Source organism: Sphingobium sp. SA916 (genome assembly GCF_002894065.1).
Classification (GTDB): domain Bacteria; phylum Pseudomonadota; class Alphaproteobacteria; order Sphingomonadales; family Sphingomonadaceae; genus Sphingobium; species Sphingobium fuliginis.
Genome location: NZ_LXYF01000023.1, coordinates 70518 through 89403, shown reverse-complemented (window position 1 = coordinate 89403; position 18886 = coordinate 70518). Strand labels below are relative to the sequence as shown.

Below are 18886 nucleotides of genomic sequence, written 5' to 3'. Positions count from 1 at the left end.
ATGATGGAGCTTCGCCGTCACCCCAGCTTGAATTCCGCCCAGATGGGCAGATGGTCGGACGCCTTTCGCGCCCCCGCGCTTTCATGCACGCCGCAATCGACCAGCTTCAACTGCCCGCAATGCATGATCCGGTCGAGCCGCGCCACAGGCCGTCGCGCATGGAAGGAACGGCCGCAGGGCGCGAAGCTGTAATGCCGCGCGAAATCCGCCAGGCACCCCCGTTCCGCGCTCCATTCGTTGAGGTCGCCCATCAGCACCGTCGGCATGGCGTCGCGCTGCCCTGCCGCGTGGATCACGGCGGCGGCCTGCTTGCGCCGCCAGAGCCCGGACAGGTCCAGATGCATGCCGAAGATGCGAAGATGCGTCTTGCCCAACCTGACCTCCGCCATGGTCGCGCCGCGCGGCTCCAGGCAGGGGAGGTGCAGAACGTCGTGCGCGCCGATCTCCACATCCTTGCGCACCAATATGGCGTTGCCGTGCCAGCCCATCGAATCGACCTGCACGTTGAGCGGCACCGGCTTATAGGGGCTGATGCTCTCCAGCAGCCAGGGCGGCAGCGCCGCCGAGCGGACGCCGAAGCGCCGGTCGGCCTCCTGCAGGGCGATGATGTCGGAGTCCAGTTCGTTCAGCACGTCGATCACCCGCTCGGGAACCCGGCGGCGGTCGGTGCCTATGGCCTTGCGGATATTGTAGCTCGCGACGCGAATGGTCTTCATGGCGAAACAATGCGCCACAGCGCGCCCGGTTTCCATGGCAAGATGCAAAGAGGATTTGTGTTCCGCATATGTTCTGATATGCGTGCCGCATGGCCAAGGCAAAGCGAAAATTCGTCTGTCAGCAATGCGGCACCGTTTCGGGCCGGTGGCAGGGGCAGTGCGACGATTGCGGCGAATGGAACAGCATTGTCGAGGAAGCGGCCGAAACGGTCTTTTCCGCCCGCCACGACCTGCATAGCGGCGGCAGGGCGCTGACGCTGGTGGGGCTGGACGACAAGGTCGAACTGCCGCCCCGCACCACCACCGGCATTGCGGAGTTCGATCGGGCGCTGGGCGGCGGCATCGTATCCGGTTCCGCCACGCTGATCGGCGGCGATCCGGGCATAGGCAAGTCGACCCTGCTGTTGCAGGCGGCCGCGCGCATTGCGTCGGCCGGGCACAGCGTCGCCTATATCAGCGGCGAGGAAGCGTCGGATCAGGTGCGCCTGCGCGCGCAGCGGCTGGGGCTTGGCAATGCGCCCGTGCAGCTTGCCAGCGCCACTTCCGTGCGCGACATACTGACGACGCTGGGGGAGGGCGCGCCGCCCGCGCTGCTGATCATCGATTCGATCCAGACGATGCACAGCGACCTGATCGAGGGCGCGCCCGGCACGGTGAGCCAGGTGCGCGCGTCCAGCCAGGAACTGATCCGCTTCGCCAAGCAGCGCGGCACCGCCCTGATCCTTGTCGGCCATGTGACCAAGGACGGCAGCATCGCGGGGCCCCGCGTGCTGGAGCATATGGTCGATACGGTGCTGAGCTTCGAGGGAGAGCGCAGCCACCAATATCGCATCCTGCGCGCGATCAAGAACCGCTTCGGCGGCACGGACGAGATCGGCGTGTTCGCGATGGTGGCCGAGGGGCTGGAGGAGGTCGCCAATCCGTCCGCCCTGTTCCTGACCCATCGCGACGAGAATGTGACCGGCGCCACCGTCTTTCCGGCGCTGGAAGGGACGCGCCCGGTGCTGGTGGAGATCCAGGCGCTGGTCGTCCGCCTTTCGAGCGGGGCCACGCCCCGCCGGGCTGTCGTGGGTTGGGACAGCGGGCGGCTGGCCATGGTGCTGGCCGTGCTGGAGGCGCGCTGCGGCCTCAGCTTTTCGACCTGCGAAGTCTATCTGAACGTCGCGGGCGGCTATCGCCTGTCGGACCCGGCGGCCGACTTGGCGGTCGCGGCCGCGCTGATGTCGGCGTTGTCGGAGCGGCCGGTGCCCCCCGATGTCGTCCTGTTCGGGGAAATCGCCTTGTCCGGCGAAATCCGCCCGGTGGCCCATGCCCCGTTGCGGTTGCGCGAGGCGGCCAAGCTCGGTTTCAACCGCGCTTTCGTTCCCGCCGCCGTGGCCGATGGGGTCAAGGGCATTTCGGTCAGCGGTTATCGCGCCCTTGCGCAACTTGTTGACCAGATGCTCGGCCGCGGATAGCCAACAGCGCGATGAACGCGATCGACATTCTCGTCCTGCTGCTGATCGGCGGCTGCGCCATTTTCGGCCTGATGCGCGGTTTCGTGCAGGAAACCCTGTCGCTGATCGCCTGGGTGCTGGCGATTTTCGCGATCCGCCTTTTCCACGCTTCGGCAACGGAACTGGCGGCGCCCTTCGTCGGCAGCACCAGCGGCGCGGCGGTGCTTGCCTTCGCCTTGGTGTTCGGCATCACCTTCGGCGCGGGCAAGCTGCTGGCTCACGCCATCGGCCGGCGCACGCGGCAGTCGGTGCTGGGGCCCGTCGATCGGGTGCTGGGCGCGGGCTTCGGCGCGGTCAAGGGGCTGATCGGCGCGACGCTGGTCTTTCTGGCGTTCAGCCTGGTTTACGACACCTTCTACGGCAGCGGCGCGCGGCGGCCGGATTGGCTGTCCGATGCGCGGACCTATCCGCTGCTGAACGCCAGCGGTCAGGCGATCAGCGAATTCGTGGCGGAACGGCGGGCGCGCAAGCCGTCCGAGACGGACTAGCGGGCGATCCCCCGACTCCGCCTGTCACCCTGTTTCCTCTTTCCGTCCGTTCCGCCTGCGTATTGGAGGCAACTTTCGGTTCTGCCCATCCGTTTAGCGGGCAACAGCAACTGAAGGAGACAACCGATGGGCGAGATGACCGACAAGGTGAAGGCGGCCGGCAACAAGGCGGCCGGTGCGATCAAGGAAGCGGCTGGGCGCAACCAGCGCGATCCCGATCTGGTCGCGGAAGGCAAGGCGCAGAAGGCCAAGGGCACGGCGCAGGACGTCAAGGGTTCGGTCAAGGGCGCCCTTGGCGACAAGATCTGAGCCCAAGTCCAAGAAGCTTCCATAGAATGGCCTCGCCTTTTTGGCGGGGCCTTTTACTGTATTATTGACATCATACGCCTCTTGCTGTTCCAATCCTTTCAGCAAGGGAGTTCAGGGACATGTGGGATCGACGGTCGATAATCGCGGGCGGGACGGCTTCGTTCCTGTGCGCCGCCGGGTTGCGGGCGCAGGTCCTGCCGCCGCAGGGCTTTGCGACGCCTTCGGGCACCGTTCCCTTTGCGCCCGACGTGTTTCGCGAGCGCCGCCGCCGGGTGATGGAGGCGTTGAAGGACGGCGTCGCCGTCGTCCATGGCGCGGGGCCGGTGGAAAGCAGCGCGGCGGTGGCGCCGCCCTTCGTGCAGGATGGCGATTTCGCGTGGCTCACCGGCATTGTCGACGAGCCGGACGCCGTGCTTGTCATGGCGCCCGCCGAACGCACGGTCAGGGAATGGCTGCTGCTGCCGTCGCGCGATGTGGAGTCGGAGCGGTGGGAGGTCGAGCGCCTGCCGCTGGGCACCGAAGTGGAGCGGCGCACGGGCTTTTCCCGGGTGGCGCGCACCGGCGGGCTGGGGAGCCTTGTCACCGCTTTGGCAGAGCGGTCCAAGACGCTGCATTTCCTGGGGCCGATCGTCAGCGCGTCCGCGCCCGTGCCCAAGGCGCTGGAGCTTTACGGCAAGGTGATGCAGCGGGTGCCGGGCGTATCCCTGAAGGACGACAGCGGCCTTCTGCCCGCGCTGCGCATCGTCAAGGAGGCGCGCGAACTGGAGCTGATGCGCAAGGCGATGGCGGCGACGGCGCGCGGCCATCTCGCCGCGATGAAGCAGGTGCGGCCCGGCATGACCGAAAGGCAGTTGAAGGCGATATTGGAGGATGGTTTCCGCGCCGGGGGCGGCGACGGGCTGGCCTATGACAGCATCGTCGCCACCGGGCGCAACGCGGCGTCGCTGCACTATACCGGCGGCGGCGGGGTGATCGGGGAGAAGGACCTGATCCTGATCGACGCGGCGGCCTCCGTCGGGGGATATGCCTGCGACGTGACGCGCACCTTCCCCGCCGGCGGCAGGTTCACCGACGAACAGCGGGCATCCTATGAACTGGTCCTCGCGGCGCAGGCGGCGGCCGTCGCCAGGCTGAAGGCCGGGGTCTATTATGAGGATCTGGTCGAGGCGGCGAAGGACGTGTTCCGCAAGGCCGGGCGGGTGGACGACTTCACCCATGGGCTGGGGCATCTGGTCGGGCTGGACGTCCATGATGTGGGCGACATGTCGAAGCCGCTGCCGGCGGGCGCGGTGATCACCGTGGAGCCGGGGCTGTACGTCCAGTCCGCCAATTACGGCATCCGGATCGAGGATCTGTACCTGATCACGCCGACCGGTTCGCAGCGGCTGAGCGAAGCCGTGCCGCGCACCGTCGCGGAGATCGAGGCGATGGGGCGTTAGGCTTGCTTTCCGGGCGGATGGAATCATCTGCTGACTTGGAAAAGGCGACAAAACGGAAACTTGGAGCAGTCGAGCCGATGCAGTCGGATTGGAATCTGCTCTGGGGTGTGGGCAAGTTCAAGACCTTCCTTCTCCCTTGAGGGAAGGATGGGAAGCGTTGGCGACGGAGGAGCCGGGGCGGGGTTGGATGAGGGGGGCGGGCCTGCGGCCCGCGCGATCCCTTGGATCGCGACCCCCTCACCCGGCTGCGACTAGGCAGCGAGCTGCCAAGTCTGCGCAGCCCTCTCCCTCGAGGGAGAGGGGTAAGGTGGGTGTCCGATTACCACCCACATCATGCGGGCTGGCGAGATTTGAATTTGTCCGTGCAGGAGCGCGGCTTGCTGAAATCGATCCTAGTCCTCTTCGGGCGCGGCGAGATAGGTCCGCACGTCGCGTCGCAGTTCGCCCGCGCAGAGGTAGAGGGCGATGACATTGGGGATCGCCATCAGGAAGAAGCTGCTGTCGACGATGCCGACCACGCGGCCGAGGTCGATGGCGGCGGCGGGGGGCAAGGCGACGATATAGAGGATCTTGTAGGTCCATTGCGCCCGGGGACCGTTGCCGAACAGATAGCCCCAGGCCTGAAGCCCGTAAAAGCCCCATGCCACCAGCGTCGAATAGGCGAACAGCACCACGACCACCGCCAGCAGCCAGGGGAAGGAGGGCGAAACCTGCGCGAAGGCGGCGGAGGTGATGGCGATCCCCTCCAGCCCGCCATTCCATGTGCCCGCCACGACCAGCGCCAGCCCGCCCAGCGCGCAGACGATCATCGTGCCGAGCAGCGGTTCCAGCAGGGCGACCAGCCCCTCCGACACGGGATGCCGCACCCGCGCCAGGCTGTGCGCCATCACCGCCGATCCCACGCCCGCCTCGCTGGCGAAGACGGCGCGCCGCATGCCCGCGACGAAGGCGCCCACCGCGCCGCCGGTCGCGGCCTGTCCGTTCCATGCGCCGTGCCAGATGTCCGCCAGCGCCCCCGGAATGGCGGCGGCGTGGAGGATCAGCACGGTCGCGACGCCGATCAGATAGACCGCGACCTTGAGCGGCGTCAGCCGCTTCGCCACCTCGCCCAGCCAGGCCGCGCCGCCCAGCGTCACCAGCGCCACCGCGCCGGCCAGCATCGTGCCATAGGCCCAGCCATTGGCGAAGCCGGTCACCACCTTCACCTGTGCGAAGCTCTGGTTGACCTGCACCATGGGGATCGCCCCGAACAGCGCGAAAAAGGCGTAGAAGCCGCCCAATATCAGCCCGATCTTCGGCCAGCCGCGCGCCGCGCCCACCGCCTTCAGCACATACATCGGCCCGCCATGCACATGGCCCTGCGCGTCGAAGACGCGATATTTGAGGCCCAGCGTCACTTCCGCCATCTTCACCGTCATGGCGAACCAGCCGATGATGAACATCCAGAGGATCGCGCCCGGCCCGCCCATCGTCAGCGCGACCGCGACGCCCGCGATATTGCCGAGGCCGATGGTGCCCGACAGCGCCGTCGACAGCGCGCCCCACTGGCTGACGTCGCCCTTCGCCTCGCCCGCATGCGGCTGCGCCCTGAGGATGCGGAGCGCCCGGCCCACCGCGGTCAGGTTGGGAAAGCCGAGCCAGAGGGTGAAGAACAGCATCGGCAGCGCCAGATAGAGCACGATCAGCTCGATCTGCGCGCCGAGCACCGGCACCTTCATGAAGACCGCGCCGGAAAGGGCGTCGACCGCTGCATTGAATCCGTCCATTCGCAAGGGGATGGCCGGTCCTTGCTGGAAAGTCGAACAAAGATTGCTATGGGAAGCATGAGAGCTTCACCGCGGGGCGGGCAGGGACGATGAGCAGGAAATATTTCGGTACGGACGGCATTCGCGGGCGCACCAACCAATGGCCGATGACCGCCGAACTGGCGATGAAGGTCGGCATGGCGGCGGGCAAGCATTTCCAGCGCGGCACCCATCGCCACCGCGTGGTGATCGGCAAGGATACGCGGCTGTCGGGCTATATGGTCGAAAATGCGCTGGTCGCCGGGTTCACGGCGGTCGGCATGGACGTGGTGCAGTTCGGGCCGATCCCGACGCCCGCCGTGGCGTTGCTGGCCCATTCGATGCGCGCCGACCTGGGCGTGATGATTTCGGCCAGCCACAATCCCTATTTCGACAATGGCATAAAATTATTCGGTCCGGACGGCTACAAGCTGTCGGACGAGGATGAGCTGAAGATCGAGGCGATGCTGGACCAGCAGATCCCGCTGGCCGCGTCGCAGGACATCGGCCGCGCCCGCCGCGTGGAGGATGCGCGCGGCCGCTATATCCATGCGGTCAAGTCCAGCTTTCCCGCCGATCTGCGGCTGGACGGGCTGAAGATCGTGGTCGATTGCGCCAATGGCGCGGCCTATCAGGTCGCCCCTTCCGCCCTGTGGGAATTGGGGGCGGAGGTGGTGGCGATCGGCGTCACGCCCAACGGCATCAACATCAACGACCAGTGCGGATCGACCGCGCCGCTGCTGTTGCAGGAAACGGTGGTGTCGTCGGGCGCCGACATCGGCATCGCGCTGGACGGCGATGCCGACCGGCTGATCGTGGTGGACGAGCATGGCGCGATTGTCGACGGCGACCAGATCATGGCCCTGATCGCGGGCAATTTCGCGAAGGCGGGGATGCTGCGCGGCGGCGGGCTGGTGGCGACGGTGATGTCGAACCTGGGGCTGGAGCGGTTTCTGGCCGGGCAGGGCATGGCGCTGGAGCGGACTAAGGTGGGCGACCGTTATGTGCTGGAGCGGATGCGCGAGGGCGGCTTCAATGTCGGGGGCGAGCAGTCGGGGCACATGATCCTGTCCGACTATGCGACGACCGGCGACGGCACGATGGCGGCGCTGCAGGTGCTGGCGGCGCTGGTGCGGTCCGGCAAGCCGGCGAGCGAGGTGCTGCACCAGTTCGATCCGGTGCCGCAATTGCTGAAGAATGTGCGCTTTTCCGGCGGCAGGCCGCTGGAGCATGAGGATGTGCGGAAGGTGATCGCGCAGGCGGAGGCGGAGCTGAACGGGTGCGGGCGGCTGGTGATCCGTCCGTCCGGCACGGAGCCGGTGATCCGGGTGATGGCGGAAGGCGACCGCGAGGAACAGGTCAGGGACGTGGTGGAGCGCATCTGCGACGCCGTGGCGAAGGCGGCGGCGTGACGGCGTTGCGTTGCGGTTGTCCTTGCCGATATGGCGCTGCCTTTCCGGCGCGTCCGGGCCGGGGGAGGCGGCGGGAGATGGGTTCCCGCCTGCGCGGGAACGGCGGACGGAGGGCGATCGTCCATGCTTGAGATGCGGCCCGATTGCGAACGCTGCGGCGTCGATCTGCCCGCCGACGAGCCGGGGGCGTTCATCTGTTCCTTCGAATGCAGCTTTTGCGCGCCCTGCGCGGAGGCGCTGGACGACCGCTGCCCCAATTGCGGCGGGGAGTTGATGGACCGGCCGACGCGGGTGGGGGATGCGTTGAAGCGGCATCCGGCTTCGGCGGAGCGGCGTTTCGGGGGATGAGCGTCGCCCGCATCCTGATCGTCGCCGGGTCCGACAGCGGCGGCGGGGCCGGCATCCAGGCCGACATCCGCACCGTGACGCTGTTGGGCGGCCATGCCATGACGGCGATCACCGCGATCACCGCGCAAAACACGCTGGGCGTGCAGGGCGTCCATCCGGTGCCGGCCGACATGGTGATCGCGCAGATGGAAAGCGTGATCGGCGACATCGGGGTCGACGCGGTGAAGATCGGCATGATCGGATCGGCGGAGACGGCGGCGGCGGTGGCCGAGCGGCTGGCGGCGCTGGAAGGCGTGCCCATCGTCTTCGATCCGGTGATGGTGGCGACCAGCGGTTCGGCGCTGGCCGATGAGGCGACGGTGGCGGCGTTCGAGCGGCTGATGGCGCTGGCGGTGCTGGTGACGCCCAATATTCCGGAGCTGGAGGCGCTGGGCGGGGAGGAGATCGCGGTCCGCTTCGCGACGCATGTGCTGGCCAAGGGCGGCCATGGCGAGGGGCCGATGCTGACCGACCGGCTGATCGGGCCGGGCGGCGTGGTGAAGGCCTGGAGCAATGCGCGGATCGACACGCGGCACAGCCATGGCACGGGCTGCACGCTGGCCAGCGCGATCGCGACCGGGCTGGGGCAGGGATGGGACATGATCGACGCGATCGAGCGGGCGCGCAAATATGTGCGGGAGGCGCTGGCGCTGGCGCCCGGCCTTGGCGGCGGACATGGGCCGATGGGCGCGCCGTTCGGATTTCATGACCATGCCTGATTTCGCCCATGAATTGCGGCATCATCCGGGGCTGGTCGCCGGGGTGGACGAGGCCGGGCGGGGGCCGCTGGCCGGGCCGGTGGTGGCGGCTGCGGTGATCCTGCGGCGGGAGGATTGCCCGGACGGGCTCAACGACAGCAAGCAGCTCAGCGCGGCGAAGCGGGCCGTGCTGGAGGGGGAGATCAAGGCGCGGGCGCTGTGCTGGGGCCTGGGGGTCGCTTCGGTCGAGGAGATCGACAGCCTCAACATCCTCTGGGCGACGATGCTGGCGATGACGCGGGCGGTGGAGGCGCTGACCCATGACTGCGCCCATGTGCTGGTGGATGGCAATCGCTGTCCGCAATGGCGCTGGGCCTCGACGGCGGTGGTCGAGGGCGACGCCAAATGCCTGTCGATCGCGGCGGCATCCATATTGGCGAAGGAGGCGCGCGACCGGATGATGATCGAGGCGGCGGCGGCGCACCCGCATTACGGCTGGGAAAGCAACAAGGGCTATGGCAGCGCCCGGCATCTGGCCGCGCTGCGCGAGCATGGGCCGACGCCGCTGCACCGCAGGAGCTTTGCGCCGGTCGCGCAGTTGAGCCTGCTTTAGGGACGCGCCGGGGCGGCGACCGTCCCGATCCGATACCGATGTGAGTCCGCCGGGGGCTGGCGCTGCGCCGTCTTATGGTTAAGAAGGTGTTTATGCGCGCCTTTCTGACCTTCCTGCTGTTGCTGACCTGTGCGGTGGCGCCGCCGGCCGGGGCGCAGGAGGCGCTGGGGCCGGGGGGCTATCGCTGGCTGGAGGAGGGGCCCTTTGCCGGGCCGCTCTATCTGGTCATCAGCATCGAGCGGCAGAGGGTGCATGTCTATGACGGCGACCGGCTGGTCGGGGTCGCCAGCGTGTCGACCGGCATGAAGGGGCATCGCACGCCCACCGGCGAGTTTCCGGTGTTGCAGAAGCGGGAATGGCATCGGTCGAACCTCTATTCCAACGCGCCCATGCCCTTCATGCAGCGGCTGACCTGGGACGGGATCGCGCTGCATGCCGGGCATAATCCCGGCTATCCGGCGAGCCATGGGTGCATTCGCCTGCCCCAGGTCTTTGCCCGCAAGCTGTTCGGGATGACGCAGATCGGCACGCTGGTCAGCGTGACGTCGGACCGGCTGAGCCCCGCGCTGATGGTGGATGCGCTGGTGGTGGGCGATCCGGGGAGCGCGGTCGCCACCTTCACGCCGCAGGCGCCGGTCGTGCTGGCGCAGCGCGACGATGCGGGGGTGGGAGCGGGCGCGCCGATGCTGGAGGTCGATCCGGGGATATTCCGGCTGAGGTTGATGCGGCGTTAGGGGCCCTTCGGACGGGGCAGGAAGGCGGCGGGTTCCTGCGAGACCCCGCCGCCTTCCTGATTCCCGGCATTCCGATCAGGCCGCTTCCGCGGTTTCCTCCGTCGCGGGGAGGCGGATGAGATAGTCGAAGGCGGACAGCGCCGCCGTCGATCCGGCTCCCATGGCGATCACGATCTGCTTGTAGGGCACGGTCGTGCAGTCGCCTGCCGCGAAGATGCCCGGCTGGCTGGTTTCGCCGCGCGCGTCGATCTCTATCTCTCCGCGCGGGGAGAGGGCGATCGCGTCCTTCAGCCATTCGGTGTTGGGGACGAGGCCGATCTGGACGAAAATGCCCTCCAGCTCGACATCATGCTCCGTGCCGCTGTTGCGGTCCTTGTAGCTGAGGCCGGTCACTTTCTCGCCATTGCCGTCGACCCTGGTCGTCAGGGCCGAGGTGATGATCCTGACATTGGGCAGGCTGGCGAGCTTGCGCTGGAGCACGGCGTCGGCGCGGAGCTGGCTGTCATATTCGATCAGCGTCACATGGGCGACGATGCCGGCGAGGTCGATCGCCGCCTCCACGCCGCTGTTGCCGCCGCCGATCACCGCGACGCGCTTGCCCTTGAACAGCGGACCGTCGCAATGGGGGCAATAGGCGACGCCCTTGTTGCGATATTCATCCTCGCCGGGCACGCCCATCTGCCGCCAGCGGGCGCCGGTGGAGAGGATGACGGTGCGGCCCTTGAGCGACGCGCCATTTTCGAGGACGACTTCGTGATAGCCGCCTTCGGCCTTGGCCGGGATCAGTTTCGCCGCCTTCTGGAGGTTCATGATCTCGACATCATAGTCCTTCACATGCGCTTCCAGCGCGGAGGCGAGCTTGGGCCCTTCGGTGCGGCTGACCGAGATGAAATTCTCTATGTCCATGGTGTCGAGCACCTGGCCGCCGAAGCGTTCCGCCGCGACGCCGGTGCGGATGCCCTTGCGCGCCGCATAGATGGCCGCCGCCGCGCCGGCGGGGCCGCCGCCCACCACCAGCACCTCGAACGGGTCCTGGGCCTTGATCTTCTCCGCCGCGCGGGCCGCCGCGCCGCTGTCGATCTTCGCGACGATCTGCTCCAGCTCCATGCGGCCGCTGGCGAAGGGTTCGCCGTTCAGGAAGACGGTGGGGACGGCCATGACCTTGCGCGCGTCGACCTCTTCCTTGAACAGCGCGCCGTCGATGGCGGTGTGGCTGATGCGCGGGTTGAGCACGCTCATCAGGTTCAGCGCCTGCACCACGTCGGGGCAGTTCTGGCAGGAGAGCGAGAAATAGGTTTCGAAGGCGAAGTCGCCGTCAATATCCCTGATCTGCTGGATCAGGTCCTGCGCGGCCTTCGACGGATGGCCGCCGACCTGGAGCAGCGCCAGCACGAGCGAGGTGAATTCATGCCCCATGGGCAGGCCGGCGAAGGTGACGCCGATGTCCGTGCCGGTGCGGCGGATCATGAAGCTGGGGACGCGGCTGGCGTTACCGGCGGCGATCGTCACCTTGTCCGACAGTTCGGCGATCTCATCCAGCAGCGTCTTGAGTTCGCGGCTCTTGGGGCTGTCGTCCAGCGATGCGACCAGCTCGATCGGCTGGGTGATGTTCGCCATATAGGCCTTGAGCTGGGCCTTCAGATTTGCGTCCAACATCTTCGGTCTCCTTGGGTTGGGCGCGCCTATCCGGGGCGCGGCTACATGTTCGCCGGAACGGTGCGACCCGAAGGCCCGGCGGTGTTTGCGATGATGCGATTTGACTTCGTCGTGCTCCTGCGAAGGCAGGAGCACGCGGCATGCAGAGGCCCTGCCGGATCAGGGAGGAACTCGACCCGATCCGGCAGACGCCCTTTCAGGTCTTCAGATCTTGCCGACGAGGTCGAGCGACGGAGCAAGGGTCGCTTCGCCTTCTTCCCACTTGGCCGGGCAGACTTCGCCGGGGTTGGCGGCGACATATTGCGCGGCCTTGACCTTGCGGAGCAGTTCGGTCGCGTTGCGGCCGACGCCTTCCGAGGTGATTTCCATGAACTGGATCACGCCTTCGGGATCGACCAGGAAGGTCGCGCGGTCGGCGAGGCCCACGCCCGGGCGCATCACGTCGAAATTATTGGTGATCTGGCCCGATTGGTCGCCCAGCATATAATAGTTGATCTTGCCGATGGCCGGCGAGGTGTCGTGCCAGGCCTTGTGGCTGAAATGCGTGTCGGTCGACACCGAGTACACCTCTACGTTCAGCTTCTGCAGCGTCGGGTAGATGTCGGCCAGATCCTCCAGCTCCGTCGGGCAGACGAAGGTGAAGTCGGCGGGGTAGAAGAAGAAGACGGCCCACTTGCCCTTCACGTCGGCGTCGGTCACGTCGACGAACTTGCCTTCCTTGTAAGCGGTGGCCTTGAACGGCTTGATGGTCGTGTTGATAAGCGCCATGGGCTTTCCAGTTCCTTTTTAGGGGGTTGCTGTTGCCCGACCCATGTAGGGAAAGCGCAGGGCGCCGTGAAATTGGTTTTATCGACAAGGTTGATTGATAAAAACGATCACCGCCAGCTTCATTGATCGATCTAGCCGTTTCTCGGCTTTTGCAGGACGTAGTTCATCGCCTCCTCCAGCATGCCCAGCGCTTCCTCTATGGTGAAGGTGGAGGAGTCGAGGCACAGTTCCAGCCACAGGCCGTCGATCATCGCGGTAAGCCCGATGGCGGCGATGCGCGCGTCGGGACGGGGAATCTGGGGCGCCGCCTCGCGCAGCAGCACCTCCATGCGTTCGCGCCCGCCGCCATAGGTTTCCGCATGGGTGGCGGCGATGGCGGGATTGGTCTTGTTGAGGCTCCAGAAGGAAATCCAGGTCGCCAGCAGATCGGGGTCCAGCACGGGCGGCTGGAAGTTGGAGCGCAGATAGGCCCAAAGCCGCGCGCGGGGGCAGGAGCCGGCCTCCGCCACGGCGCGTTCCATGGCGGCGGCGACCTTTTCACCGACATCGCGATAGGTGGCCAGGATCAGCGCGTCGACGCCGTCGAAATAATGGGTGAGCAAACCGGCCGAAACCCCGGCATAGGCGCAGATCGCGCGGACGGAGGTGCCGCCCACGCCCTTTTCCGAAAGACAGCGCGCCGTCGCCTCGATCAGGGCCTGCCGCCGGACATCGGCGGATTCGCGAACGAACCGCGCCCTTTCCGGGCGCCCCTCAACCTTGTTCTCCATCTCTTTTCCCCGCCCATGATCCTGCCTTCCCGCCGCAGCCGCTGGCAAGCGGCTCCGCCCCCTGTCGGGAAATGGATCGAAGCCCCGCGTTCAGCGGTTTATCGGGTCAATTGCAAGGAGAAAGATGGATGAATCGTCGCAATCTGGGCCTGATTCTCCCGCTGATGGCGATGGGAGCGCTAACTTCCGGTTGCGCCAGGAGCGCCGACGAGGGCGGGGCCGCGAACAATGCCGCGCAGCCCGCCGATGTGGAGGCGATTGCCGAGCCGGATGCCGTCAATGCCGCCGCCAACGGGGCGGCGGGCCTGCCCACCGACGACTGGGTCGGGCGGTGGAATGGGCCGGAGGGGCTGTTCCTGGACATCCAGCCGTCGCCCGATGGCCGGCCCGGACATTATGCCATCGCCAATCAGGACAATCTGGACCGGCAGGGGGACTATCCCGGCGTGGCCGAAGGGGCGACGATCCGCTTCGTGCGCGACGGCAGGGACCTGAGCATTCGTCCGGGCACGGGCGCGGAAACCGGGTTCAAGGACCTTGCCGGCCGGCAGGATTGCCTGATCGTGCTGCCGGGCCGGGAGGGCTATTGCCGCTGATCCGGTCAGGAACCCGCCCGCTCGCTTGCGCATTTATGCCGCCGGGTGGCGTGAAGACGAGGAGGATTTCTATGGCGGATTATCAGGATCGTCCGGCGACGACCACGATCATCGAGAAGCGTGGCGGCGGCGGAACCATGGTGGCGGTTCTCCTGCTGGTCGTGGTCGTGGCGATTGCCGCCTTCTTCCTGATCAGCAGCCAGAGCCGGAAGGACAGCGCGGTCGAGAGCGCGGCCACGCAGGTCGGCCAGGCGGCGAGCGATGTCGGAGATGCGGCGAAGGACGCGGCGGGCGCTGCGAAGGGCGAATAGGCCCGGCGCCGCACCGGCGGTCTCCCGCCGTTCGTCCGGTTGGATTGCAAAAAAAGGGCGCCCTGTTCGGGGCGCCCTTAATTCAGGCCTGCCGTTGTCGGCTCAGCCGGATGTCGTCAGCCTTCCACCTTCGCATGCCGGGGTGCGGCTTCGTTGAGGATGCGCAGGATCTTCTTGAGCGCGCTCGGCTCGTCCGTTTCCTCCATCGCCGCGAGTTCGCGGGCGAGGCGGCTGGACGCGGCTTCGAAGATCTGCCGTTCGGAATAGCTCTGTTCCGGCTGATCGTCGGCGCGGAACAGGTCGCGGGTCACTTCGGCGATCGACACCAGATCGCCCGAATTGATCTTCGCTTCATATTCCTGCGCGCGGCGCGACCACATGGTGCGCTTCACCTTGGGCTTGCCCTTCAGGGTTTCGACCGCTTCCTCCAGCGTCTTGTTGGAGGACAGCTTGCGCATGCCGACGCCCTCGGCCTTGTTCGTGGGCACGCGGAGCGTCATCCGCTCCTTTTCGAAGCGCAGGACATAGAGTTCCAGCTCCATGCCCGCAATCTGCTCCTTCTGCAGTTCTATGACGCGGCCAACGCCATGCTTGGGGTAAACAACATAATCACCTACGTCAAAGGACAGCGCCTTGGCAGCCATTTGAAACCTTTCCATGTCTTCGGGGGAGCGGTGGCATTCGCGTTGCAGGTGCGAAAAGGTGCACGAGCCAGGGGAAGCGCGGCGCCACCATCATAACATCAGGCATTTGTCTCCGTAGTGGACGCGACCATGTCCACCTGTTGGCGCCTATTTAGCAGATTCGTAACAAAATTGCCACCCCCGGACACAAAATCCGGGAGTGGCGGTGCAAATTAAACGCAACAGCTAGTCTTCATGAGGATGCCGGCGGCGGTTCGCGACAGCCTTGGGGCGTGGCGCTTCAGCTGCCCGCGCCGGGCTCCGGCGAGAAGAATTTCTCCAGCTTGTTTTCGATGCCCTTCATCTCGTCGGCGTCGGCGGGGGCTTCGCCCTTGACGGTGATATTGGGCCATTCGGCGGAGAATTTCGTGTTCAGCTCCAGCCATTTTTCCAGGCCGTTCTCCGTATCGGGCAGAATCGCCTCGGCAGGGCATTCCGGTTCGCACACGCCGCAGTCGATGCACTCGTTCGGATTGATGACCAGCATGTTCTCGCCCTCGTAGAAACAGTCCACGGGGCAAACCTCGACGCAATCCATATATTTGCAGCGGATGCAGTTATCGGTCACGACATAGGTCATGGGTCAGCACTCTTGGTAGGGAGACAATCGGCGCCCTGCTATGCGCGGTCGGCGCGAAGGTCAATGAGGATATTGTTGGGGCGCGGGTAGTGGGCTTTTTCCTGTCATTCCTGTGGAGACGGGGATTCATCTCCCCTGCCGATGAGCTGGGGGCCATGTTGGGAGATGGGTTCCCGCCTTCGCGGGAACGACAAAGGGGGGGGTCAGGCGCCGACCGTCAGTTCCTCATAGCAGGACTGGGCTTCGGGGGCGGGGCCTCGGCGGCCGGGGAGCTGGAGGATGCGGACGACCCGGACGCCGCTGGGATGGGGAAAGGTGATGAGGTCGCCGGCCCGCACCGGCGCGTGCGAGCGTTCGATGCGGCGGCCGTTGAGGCGGATATGGCCGTCCTCCGCCATTTTCTGGGCGACCGAACGGCTCTTTGCGAGGCGCGCGAACCAGAGGAACTTGTCGATGCGCAGGCTGGGGCCGTGGGCCGCGACCAGGCCCGCGTCAGCCATTGCGGCCCAGCAGTTCGGCAAGGCCCGCAAAGGCATGGTTGCCGGTGGGGGCAGGGCCGGACGAGGCGGCGGGGCGCGGCCCCCGGTCGTTGCGGGGCTTGCCCTGGGCGGGCGCGCCGCGCTTTTCGCGGCCCGGATGCTGCTGGTGCGTCCGCGCCTTCTGCCGGCCACGGAAGGCCCAATTGGGTCCGCCCTCCGCAGGCGCCTCCACGGCGCGGAAGCCCGCGAGGCGCATCAGTTGCAGGAAGGCGTCCTCCGACAGGCCGAGCGAGACGATCTGCGGGCTCTGCGCGGTGAAGGCCTCGTTCCTGGCGATGGCCTCATGCGCGGTGCGGGCCATGCGTTCGGCCATGTCGATGCGCAGCATCTGTTCGCCAAAGCCGCGGAAGCCGGCGATGCGGGCGCCCATCTGCTCAGGCTTTTCGCCGGCCGGGATCAGGGTGAGGCCGGGGCCGGGCAGGGGCAGGCAGGGCTTGCCCAGGCGCGCGGCCAGCAGGGCGGCGCGCCAGCGGGCGGCGCCGGGCTTCAGCAGGCCGGGATGATAGATGTCGAGCACGCCGATGTCGATGCCGGCGCGGCGCAGCAGATGGCGCTGGTCCTTGTCGAGATGGCCGAGCGCCGAATCGAGTTCGGTGCGCGCGATGACGCCGCCGGCATCGGCAAGCTGGGCGAAGACGGCGCGGACGACGGCGGGCACTTCGGGGTCGGCGCTGCTGCCCACCATCCTGGTGAGGGGCAGCAGATGCTTTTCCTTCTGCGCGTCCATCCATGCGGCAAGGCGGGCCGCCACCTGCTTCTGCACATCCTGTCCCATTGCGAGGAGCGCGCGATCCAGACGGATTTCCGGGGTCAGCAGCGCGGGGCCGCCGTGCAGCGTCGCCACCGGATCGCCCTTCCAGCTTATGCCGGGGGCCTGCCCTGCTTCGTCCATGAGCGCGAAATCGGTATCGGGTGCGCCCAGCAATTCGTCAGCCTTCACTCGCAATATCCTTCCAAGGCGCCGTTCAGCGGCCGCCAGCAGCATCTTCCTGTCCTGATGCCGGGTAGCGGGATCGACCGAGAAACGAAATCCGTCAAGTCGCCCGATCGTCTCGCCATCGACGCAGACTGTCCCGTCCTGTTCGATTTCGACCGGCAGATTGGCCGCGCTTTGGCCGATGTCCCTTAGCAGAACGGTGGTGCGCCGGTCCACGAAACGCTGCGTCAGCGCGGCGTGGAGCGCGTCGGAGAGCTTTTCTTCGAGGGCGCGGGTGCGCTCCGCCATTTCCGCCGGATGGGCGAGCCAGTCGGCGCGATGGGCGATGTAGGACCAGGTGCGGGCGGCGGCGATCCGGCCGGAAAGGGTGTCGATGTCGCCCTGAACCGAATCGAGTCGCGCAATCTGCTGGGCGAACCAGTCGCGGGGGATGTGGCCCGTCCCTTCGGACAGGAAGCGCCAGATGCGGCTGACGGCGCGGGCATGATGTTCGGCGCCCAGTTTCTGGAAATCGGGCAGGCCGCAGGCGGCCCAGAGCCGTTCGACCTGCTTCCTGCCGCGTGCCCGATCGATCACCAGCGGGTCGTCGGCGAGCCGCCTGAGCACGGCGAGGTCGACCGCTTCGGGCGCGGCGCGCAGTTCGGGGCGTTCGGGCTTCTGCTCCAGATCGGAGATGAGGTGATCCAGCCGGTCGGTGCGCGGCGTGCCGTTGCGCCAGAAAAGCTGCTCCACCGGCGGAAACCGGTGCGCCTCTATCGCCTCTATCTCCTCCGGCGTGAAGGCGGCGTCGCCATCCTCATGGCCCAGGCTGCCGAAGGTGCCGTCCTGGTGGTGGCGGCCGGCGCGCCCGGCGATCTGCGCCATTTCCGCGACGGTCAGGCGGCGGGTGCGGCGGCCGTCATATTTGCGCAGCGAGGCGAAGGCGACATGCGCGACGTCGAGGTTGAGGCCCATGCCGATCGCGTCGGTGGCGACCAGATAGTCGACCTCTCCGTTCAGGAACATCTGCACCTGCGCATTGCGGGTGCGGGGCGAGAGCGCGCCCATCACCACCGCCGCGCCGCCCCGGAAGCGGCGGAGCATTTCCGCCACGGCATAGACCTCCTCGGCGGAGAAGGCGACGATGGCGGAACGCTTGGGCAGGCGGGAGAGCTTCTTCGCGCCTGCATAGCTGAGCGTCGAGAAACGCGGGCGGCCGATGATCTCCGCATCGGGGACCAGCGCCTTCACCACCCGGCCGATGCTGGCCGAGCCGAGGATCATCGTTTCCTCCCGGCCCCTGGCGCGCAGGAGGCGGTCGGTGAAGACATGGCCGCGTTCCGGATCGGCGCCGAGCTGGGCTTCGTCCAGGGCGACGAAGGCGTAATCCGCCAGCCCTTCGTTCGCGGTCCCGGCCTGCCGACCGATCGGCATGGATTCCGCGGTGCAGAGGAAATAGCGGGCGCCGGGGGGCACGATCTTTTCCTCGCCGGTGATGAGGGCGACCTGCGCCGGGCCCTTCATGCCGGCCACCCGGTCATAGACTTCCCGCGCCAGCAGGCGCAGCGGGAAGCCCATCATCCCGGAGCTATGGCCGCACATGCGTTCGACGGCGAGGTGGGTCTTGCCGGTGTTGGTGGGGCCCAGGACGGCGGTGAGGGGCGATCGGGCGAACTGGGCCATGGTCCCTGCTATGTCGGGCATGGATCGGGGAAGGGCAAGGGGAAAGGCCCGGGCGGGAGGTCGAATTGGGGTGCGCGGGTCTTGCGGGTGGGCCGCCGGCCTTGCGGCGGGGGTGGGGGTGGGAGATGGATCCCCGCCTTCGCGGGGATGACGGGGAGGGGGCGGGGATGAACGGAGGAGGCGGGGGTGACGGGGAGAGGCGAGGATGAGGGAGGAGAGGCGAGGATGAGGGGACGAGCGGCGGGGATTGGTCCGCCGGTCCTTTGCGGGGCACGGCCGGTCGCGGAAAAAGGGTTAAAAAAGGCGTG

The 18886-nt window shown here is 67.1% G+C and carries 20 protein-coding genes; 11 read left to right on the top strand and 9 right to left on the bottom strand.

The annotated features are described in order from the left end of the window. Positions 1–17: 17 nt before the first annotated feature. Positions 18–716, bottom strand: coding sequence for an endonuclease/exonuclease/phosphatase family protein (locus A8G00_RS04855; protein ID WP_172451787.1), 699 nt, complete (start codon positions 714–716; stop codon positions 18–20). 89 nt (positions 717–805) lie between these two features. On the opposite strand from A8G00_RS04855, the gene radA reads away from it, so the two are divergent. The 4 genes from radA to A8G00_RS04835 all read left to right on the top strand — a co-directional run bounded on the left by radA (position 806) and on the right by A8G00_RS04835 (position 4448). Next, positions 806–2173: a DNA repair protein RadA gene (radA, locus tag A8G00_RS04850; RefSeq protein WP_103000199.1), complete on the top strand. Its 1368-nt coding sequence runs from the start codon at positions 806–808 to the stop codon at positions 2171–2173. Positions 2174–2184: 11 nt separating this feature from the next. Further along, positions 2185–2700, top strand: a complete 516-nt coding sequence (locus tag A8G00_RS04845) for a CvpA family protein (protein ID WP_044661661.1) — start codon at positions 2185–2187, stop codon at positions 2698–2700. A 126-nt stretch (positions 2701–2826) separates the two neighbouring features. Then, a complete protein-coding gene (locus tag A8G00_RS04840; RefSeq protein ID WP_025551144.1) occupies positions 2827–3009 on the top strand; it encodes a general stress protein CsbD in 183 nt (60 codons plus the stop codon). A gap of 119 nt (positions 3010–3128) precedes the next feature. Further along, on the top strand, positions 3129–4448 hold the full coding sequence (locus A8G00_RS04835) for an aminopeptidase P family protein (RefSeq protein ID WP_103000198.1): 1320 nt from the start codon (positions 3129–3131) through the stop codon (positions 4446–4448). 392 nt (positions 4449–4840) lie between these two features. Here the strand turns inward: A8G00_RS04835 and A8G00_RS04830 are convergent, their stop codons facing one another. Further along, the gene (locus A8G00_RS04830; protein ID WP_061940241.1) at positions 4841–6214 is read right to left on the bottom strand and encodes a sodium:alanine symporter family protein; all 1374 of its coding nucleotides are present in this window, start codon (positions 6212–6214) and stop codon (positions 4841–4843) included. Positions 6215–6303: 89 nt separating this feature from the next. Here A8G00_RS04830 and glmM point away from each other — a divergent pair, with 89 nt between their 5' ends. The 5 genes from glmM to A8G00_RS04805 all read left to right on the top strand — a co-directional run bounded on the left by glmM (position 6304) and on the right by A8G00_RS04805 (position 10076). Continuing rightward, positions 6304–7644, top strand: a complete 1341-nt coding sequence (gene glmM / locus A8G00_RS04825) for a phosphoglucosamine mutase (RefSeq protein WP_025551139.1) — start codon at positions 6304–6306, stop codon at positions 7642–7644. A gap of 123 nt (positions 7645–7767) precedes the next feature. Continuing rightward, on the top strand, positions 7768–7992 hold the full coding sequence (locus tag A8G00_RS04820) for a DUF1272 domain-containing protein (RefSeq protein WP_103000197.1): 225 nt from the start codon (positions 7768–7770) through the stop codon (positions 7990–7992). Then, the gene (thiD, locus tag A8G00_RS04815) at positions 7989–8750 is read left to right on the top strand and encodes a bifunctional hydroxymethylpyrimidine kinase/phosphomethylpyrimidine kinase (RefSeq protein WP_103000196.1); all 762 of its coding nucleotides are present in this window, start codon (positions 7989–7991) and stop codon (positions 8748–8750) included. The genes A8G00_RS04820 and thiD overlap by 4 nt, the downstream gene beginning before the upstream one ends. After that, positions 8743–9342 carry a ribonuclease HII gene (locus A8G00_RS04810; RefSeq protein ID WP_025551133.1) on the top strand — a complete coding sequence of 200 codons (600 nt, stop codon included), beginning with the start codon at positions 8743–8745 and terminating at the stop codon, positions 9340–9342. The genes thiD and A8G00_RS04810 overlap by 8 nt, the downstream gene beginning before the upstream one ends. 92 nt (positions 9343–9434) lie before the next feature. After that, positions 9435–10076, top strand: coding sequence for a L,D-transpeptidase family protein (locus A8G00_RS04805; protein ID WP_226870464.1), 642 nt, complete (start codon positions 9435–9437; stop codon positions 10074–10076). Between the two features lie 75 nt (positions 10077–10151). On the opposite strand, the gene ahpF is transcribed toward A8G00_RS04805, so the two are convergent. From ahpF to betI, 3 genes are all read right to left on the bottom strand, one after another. Next, positions 10152–11732, bottom strand: a complete 1581-nt coding sequence (gene ahpF / locus A8G00_RS04800) for an alkyl hydroperoxide reductase subunit F (RefSeq protein WP_103000195.1) — start codon at positions 11730–11732, stop codon at positions 10152–10154. A 204-nt stretch (positions 11733–11936) separates the two neighbouring features. Then, a complete protein-coding gene (gene ahpC / locus A8G00_RS04795) occupies positions 11937–12500 on the bottom strand; it encodes an alkyl hydroperoxide reductase subunit C (protein WP_013040906.1) in 564 nt (187 codons plus the stop codon). Positions 12501–12631: 131 nt separating this feature from the next. Further along, positions 12632–13270 carry a transcriptional regulator BetI gene (betI, locus tag A8G00_RS04790; RefSeq protein WP_048577133.1) on the bottom strand — a complete coding sequence of 213 codons (639 nt, stop codon included), beginning with the start codon at positions 13268–13270 and terminating at the stop codon, positions 12632–12634. Between the two features lie 128 nt (positions 13271–13398). Here betI and A8G00_RS04785 point away from each other — a divergent pair, with 128 nt between their 5' ends. Next, positions 13399–13866 carry a hypothetical protein gene (locus tag A8G00_RS04785; protein ID WP_044661668.1) on the top strand — a complete coding sequence of 156 codons (468 nt, stop codon included), beginning with the start codon at positions 13399–13401 and terminating at the stop codon, positions 13864–13866. Positions 13867–13937: 71 nt separating this feature from the next. Beyond that, a complete protein-coding gene (locus tag A8G00_RS04780; RefSeq protein WP_025551125.1) occupies positions 13938–14177 on the top strand; it encodes a hypothetical protein in 240 nt (79 codons plus the stop codon). Positions 14178–14293: 116 nt separating this feature from the next. Here A8G00_RS04780 and A8G00_RS04775 read toward each other — a convergent pair whose 3' ends face one another. The 4 genes from A8G00_RS04775 to A8G00_RS04760 all read right to left on the bottom strand — a co-directional run bounded on the left by A8G00_RS04775 (position 14294) and on the right by A8G00_RS04760 (position 18599). Continuing rightward, positions 14294–14821 carry a CarD family transcriptional regulator gene (locus A8G00_RS04775; protein WP_025551124.1) on the bottom strand — a complete coding sequence of 176 codons (528 nt, stop codon included), beginning with the start codon at positions 14819–14821 and terminating at the stop codon, positions 14294–14296. A gap of 280 nt (positions 14822–15101) precedes the next feature. Next, positions 15102–15440: a ferredoxin FdxA gene (fdxA, locus tag A8G00_RS04770; protein ID WP_025551122.1), complete on the bottom strand. Its 339-nt coding sequence runs from the start codon at positions 15438–15440 to the stop codon at positions 15102–15104. Positions 15441–15643: 203 nt separating this feature from the next. Beyond that, entirely contained in the window at positions 15644–15940 is a 297-nt protein-coding gene (locus A8G00_RS04765; protein WP_044661669.1) for an RNA-binding S4 domain-containing protein, read from the bottom strand. Beyond that, positions 15933–18599: a helicase-related protein gene (locus A8G00_RS04760; RefSeq protein WP_061940233.1), complete on the bottom strand. Its 2667-nt coding sequence runs from the start codon at positions 18597–18599 to the stop codon at positions 15933–15935. Before A8G00_RS04760 ends, A8G00_RS04765 begins: the two co-directional genes overlap by 8 nt. Positions 18600–18886: the final 287 nt, after the last annotated feature.

Coding starts and splice junctions, on each gene's coding strand:
- A8G00_RS04775 (WP_025551124.1), bottom strand. CDS start 14,821: ATGGCTGCCAAGGCGCTGTCCTTTGACGTAGGTGATTATGTTGTTTAC.
- A8G00_RS04765 (WP_044661669.1), bottom strand. CDS start 15,940: ATGGCTGACGCGGGCCTGGTCGCGGCCCACGGCCCCAGCCTGCGCATC.
- A8G00_RS04805 (WP_226870464.1), top strand. CDS start 9,435: ATGCGCGCCTTTCTGACCTTCCTGCTGTTGCTGACCTGTGCGGTGGCG.
- betI (WP_048577133.1), bottom strand. CDS start 13,270: ATGGAGAACAAGGTTGAGGGGCGCCCGGAAAGGGCGCGGTTCGTTCGC.
- radA (WP_103000199.1), top strand. CDS start 806: ATGGCCAAGGCAAAGCGAAAATTCGTCTGTCAGCAATGCGGCACCGTT.
- A8G00_RS04785 (WP_044661668.1), top strand. CDS start 13,399: ATGAATCGTCGCAATCTGGGCCTGATTCTCCCGCTGATGGCGATGGGA.
- A8G00_RS04820 (WP_103000197.1), top strand. CDS start 7,768: ATGCTTGAGATGCGGCCCGATTGCGAACGCTGCGGCGTCGATCTGCCC.
- A8G00_RS04855 (WP_172451787.1), bottom strand. CDS start 716: ATGAAGACCATTCGCGTCGCGAGCTACAATATCCGCAAGGCCATAGGC.
- A8G00_RS04835 (WP_103000198.1), top strand. CDS start 3,129: ATGTGGGATCGACGGTCGATAATCGCGGGCGGGACGGCTTCGTTCCTG.
- ahpF (WP_103000195.1), bottom strand. CDS start 11,732: ATGTTGGACGCAAATCTGAAGGCCCAGCTCAAGGCCTATATGGCGAAC.
- A8G00_RS04780 (WP_025551125.1), top strand. CDS start 13,938: ATGGCGGATTATCAGGATCGTCCGGCGACGACCACGATCATCGAGAAG.
- A8G00_RS04810 (WP_025551133.1), top strand. CDS start 8,743: ATGCCTGATTTCGCCCATGAATTGCGGCATCATCCGGGGCTGGTCGCC.
- ahpC (WP_013040906.1), bottom strand. CDS start 12,500: ATGGCGCTTATCAACACGACCATCAAGCCGTTCAAGGCCACCGCTTAC.
- A8G00_RS04845 (WP_044661661.1), top strand. CDS start 2,185: ATGAACGCGATCGACATTCTCGTCCTGCTGCTGATCGGCGGCTGCGCC.
- A8G00_RS04830 (WP_061940241.1), bottom strand. CDS start 6,214: ATGGACGGATTCAATGCAGCGGTCGACGCCCTTTCCGGCGCGGTCTTC.
- glmM (WP_025551139.1), top strand. CDS start 6,304: ATGAGCAGGAAATATTTCGGTACGGACGGCATTCGCGGGCGCACCAAC.
- thiD (WP_103000196.1), top strand. CDS start 7,989: ATGAGCGTCGCCCGCATCCTGATCGTCGCCGGGTCCGACAGCGGCGGC.
- fdxA (WP_025551122.1), bottom strand. CDS start 15,440: ATGACCTATGTCGTGACCGATAACTGCATCCGCTGCAAATATATGGAT.
- A8G00_RS04760 (WP_061940233.1), bottom strand. CDS start 18,599: ATGCCCGACATAGCAGGGACCATGGCCCAGTTCGCCCGATCGCCCCTC.
- A8G00_RS04840 (WP_025551144.1), top strand. CDS start 2,827: ATGGGCGAGATGACCGACAAGGTGAAGGCGGCCGGCAACAAGGCGGCC.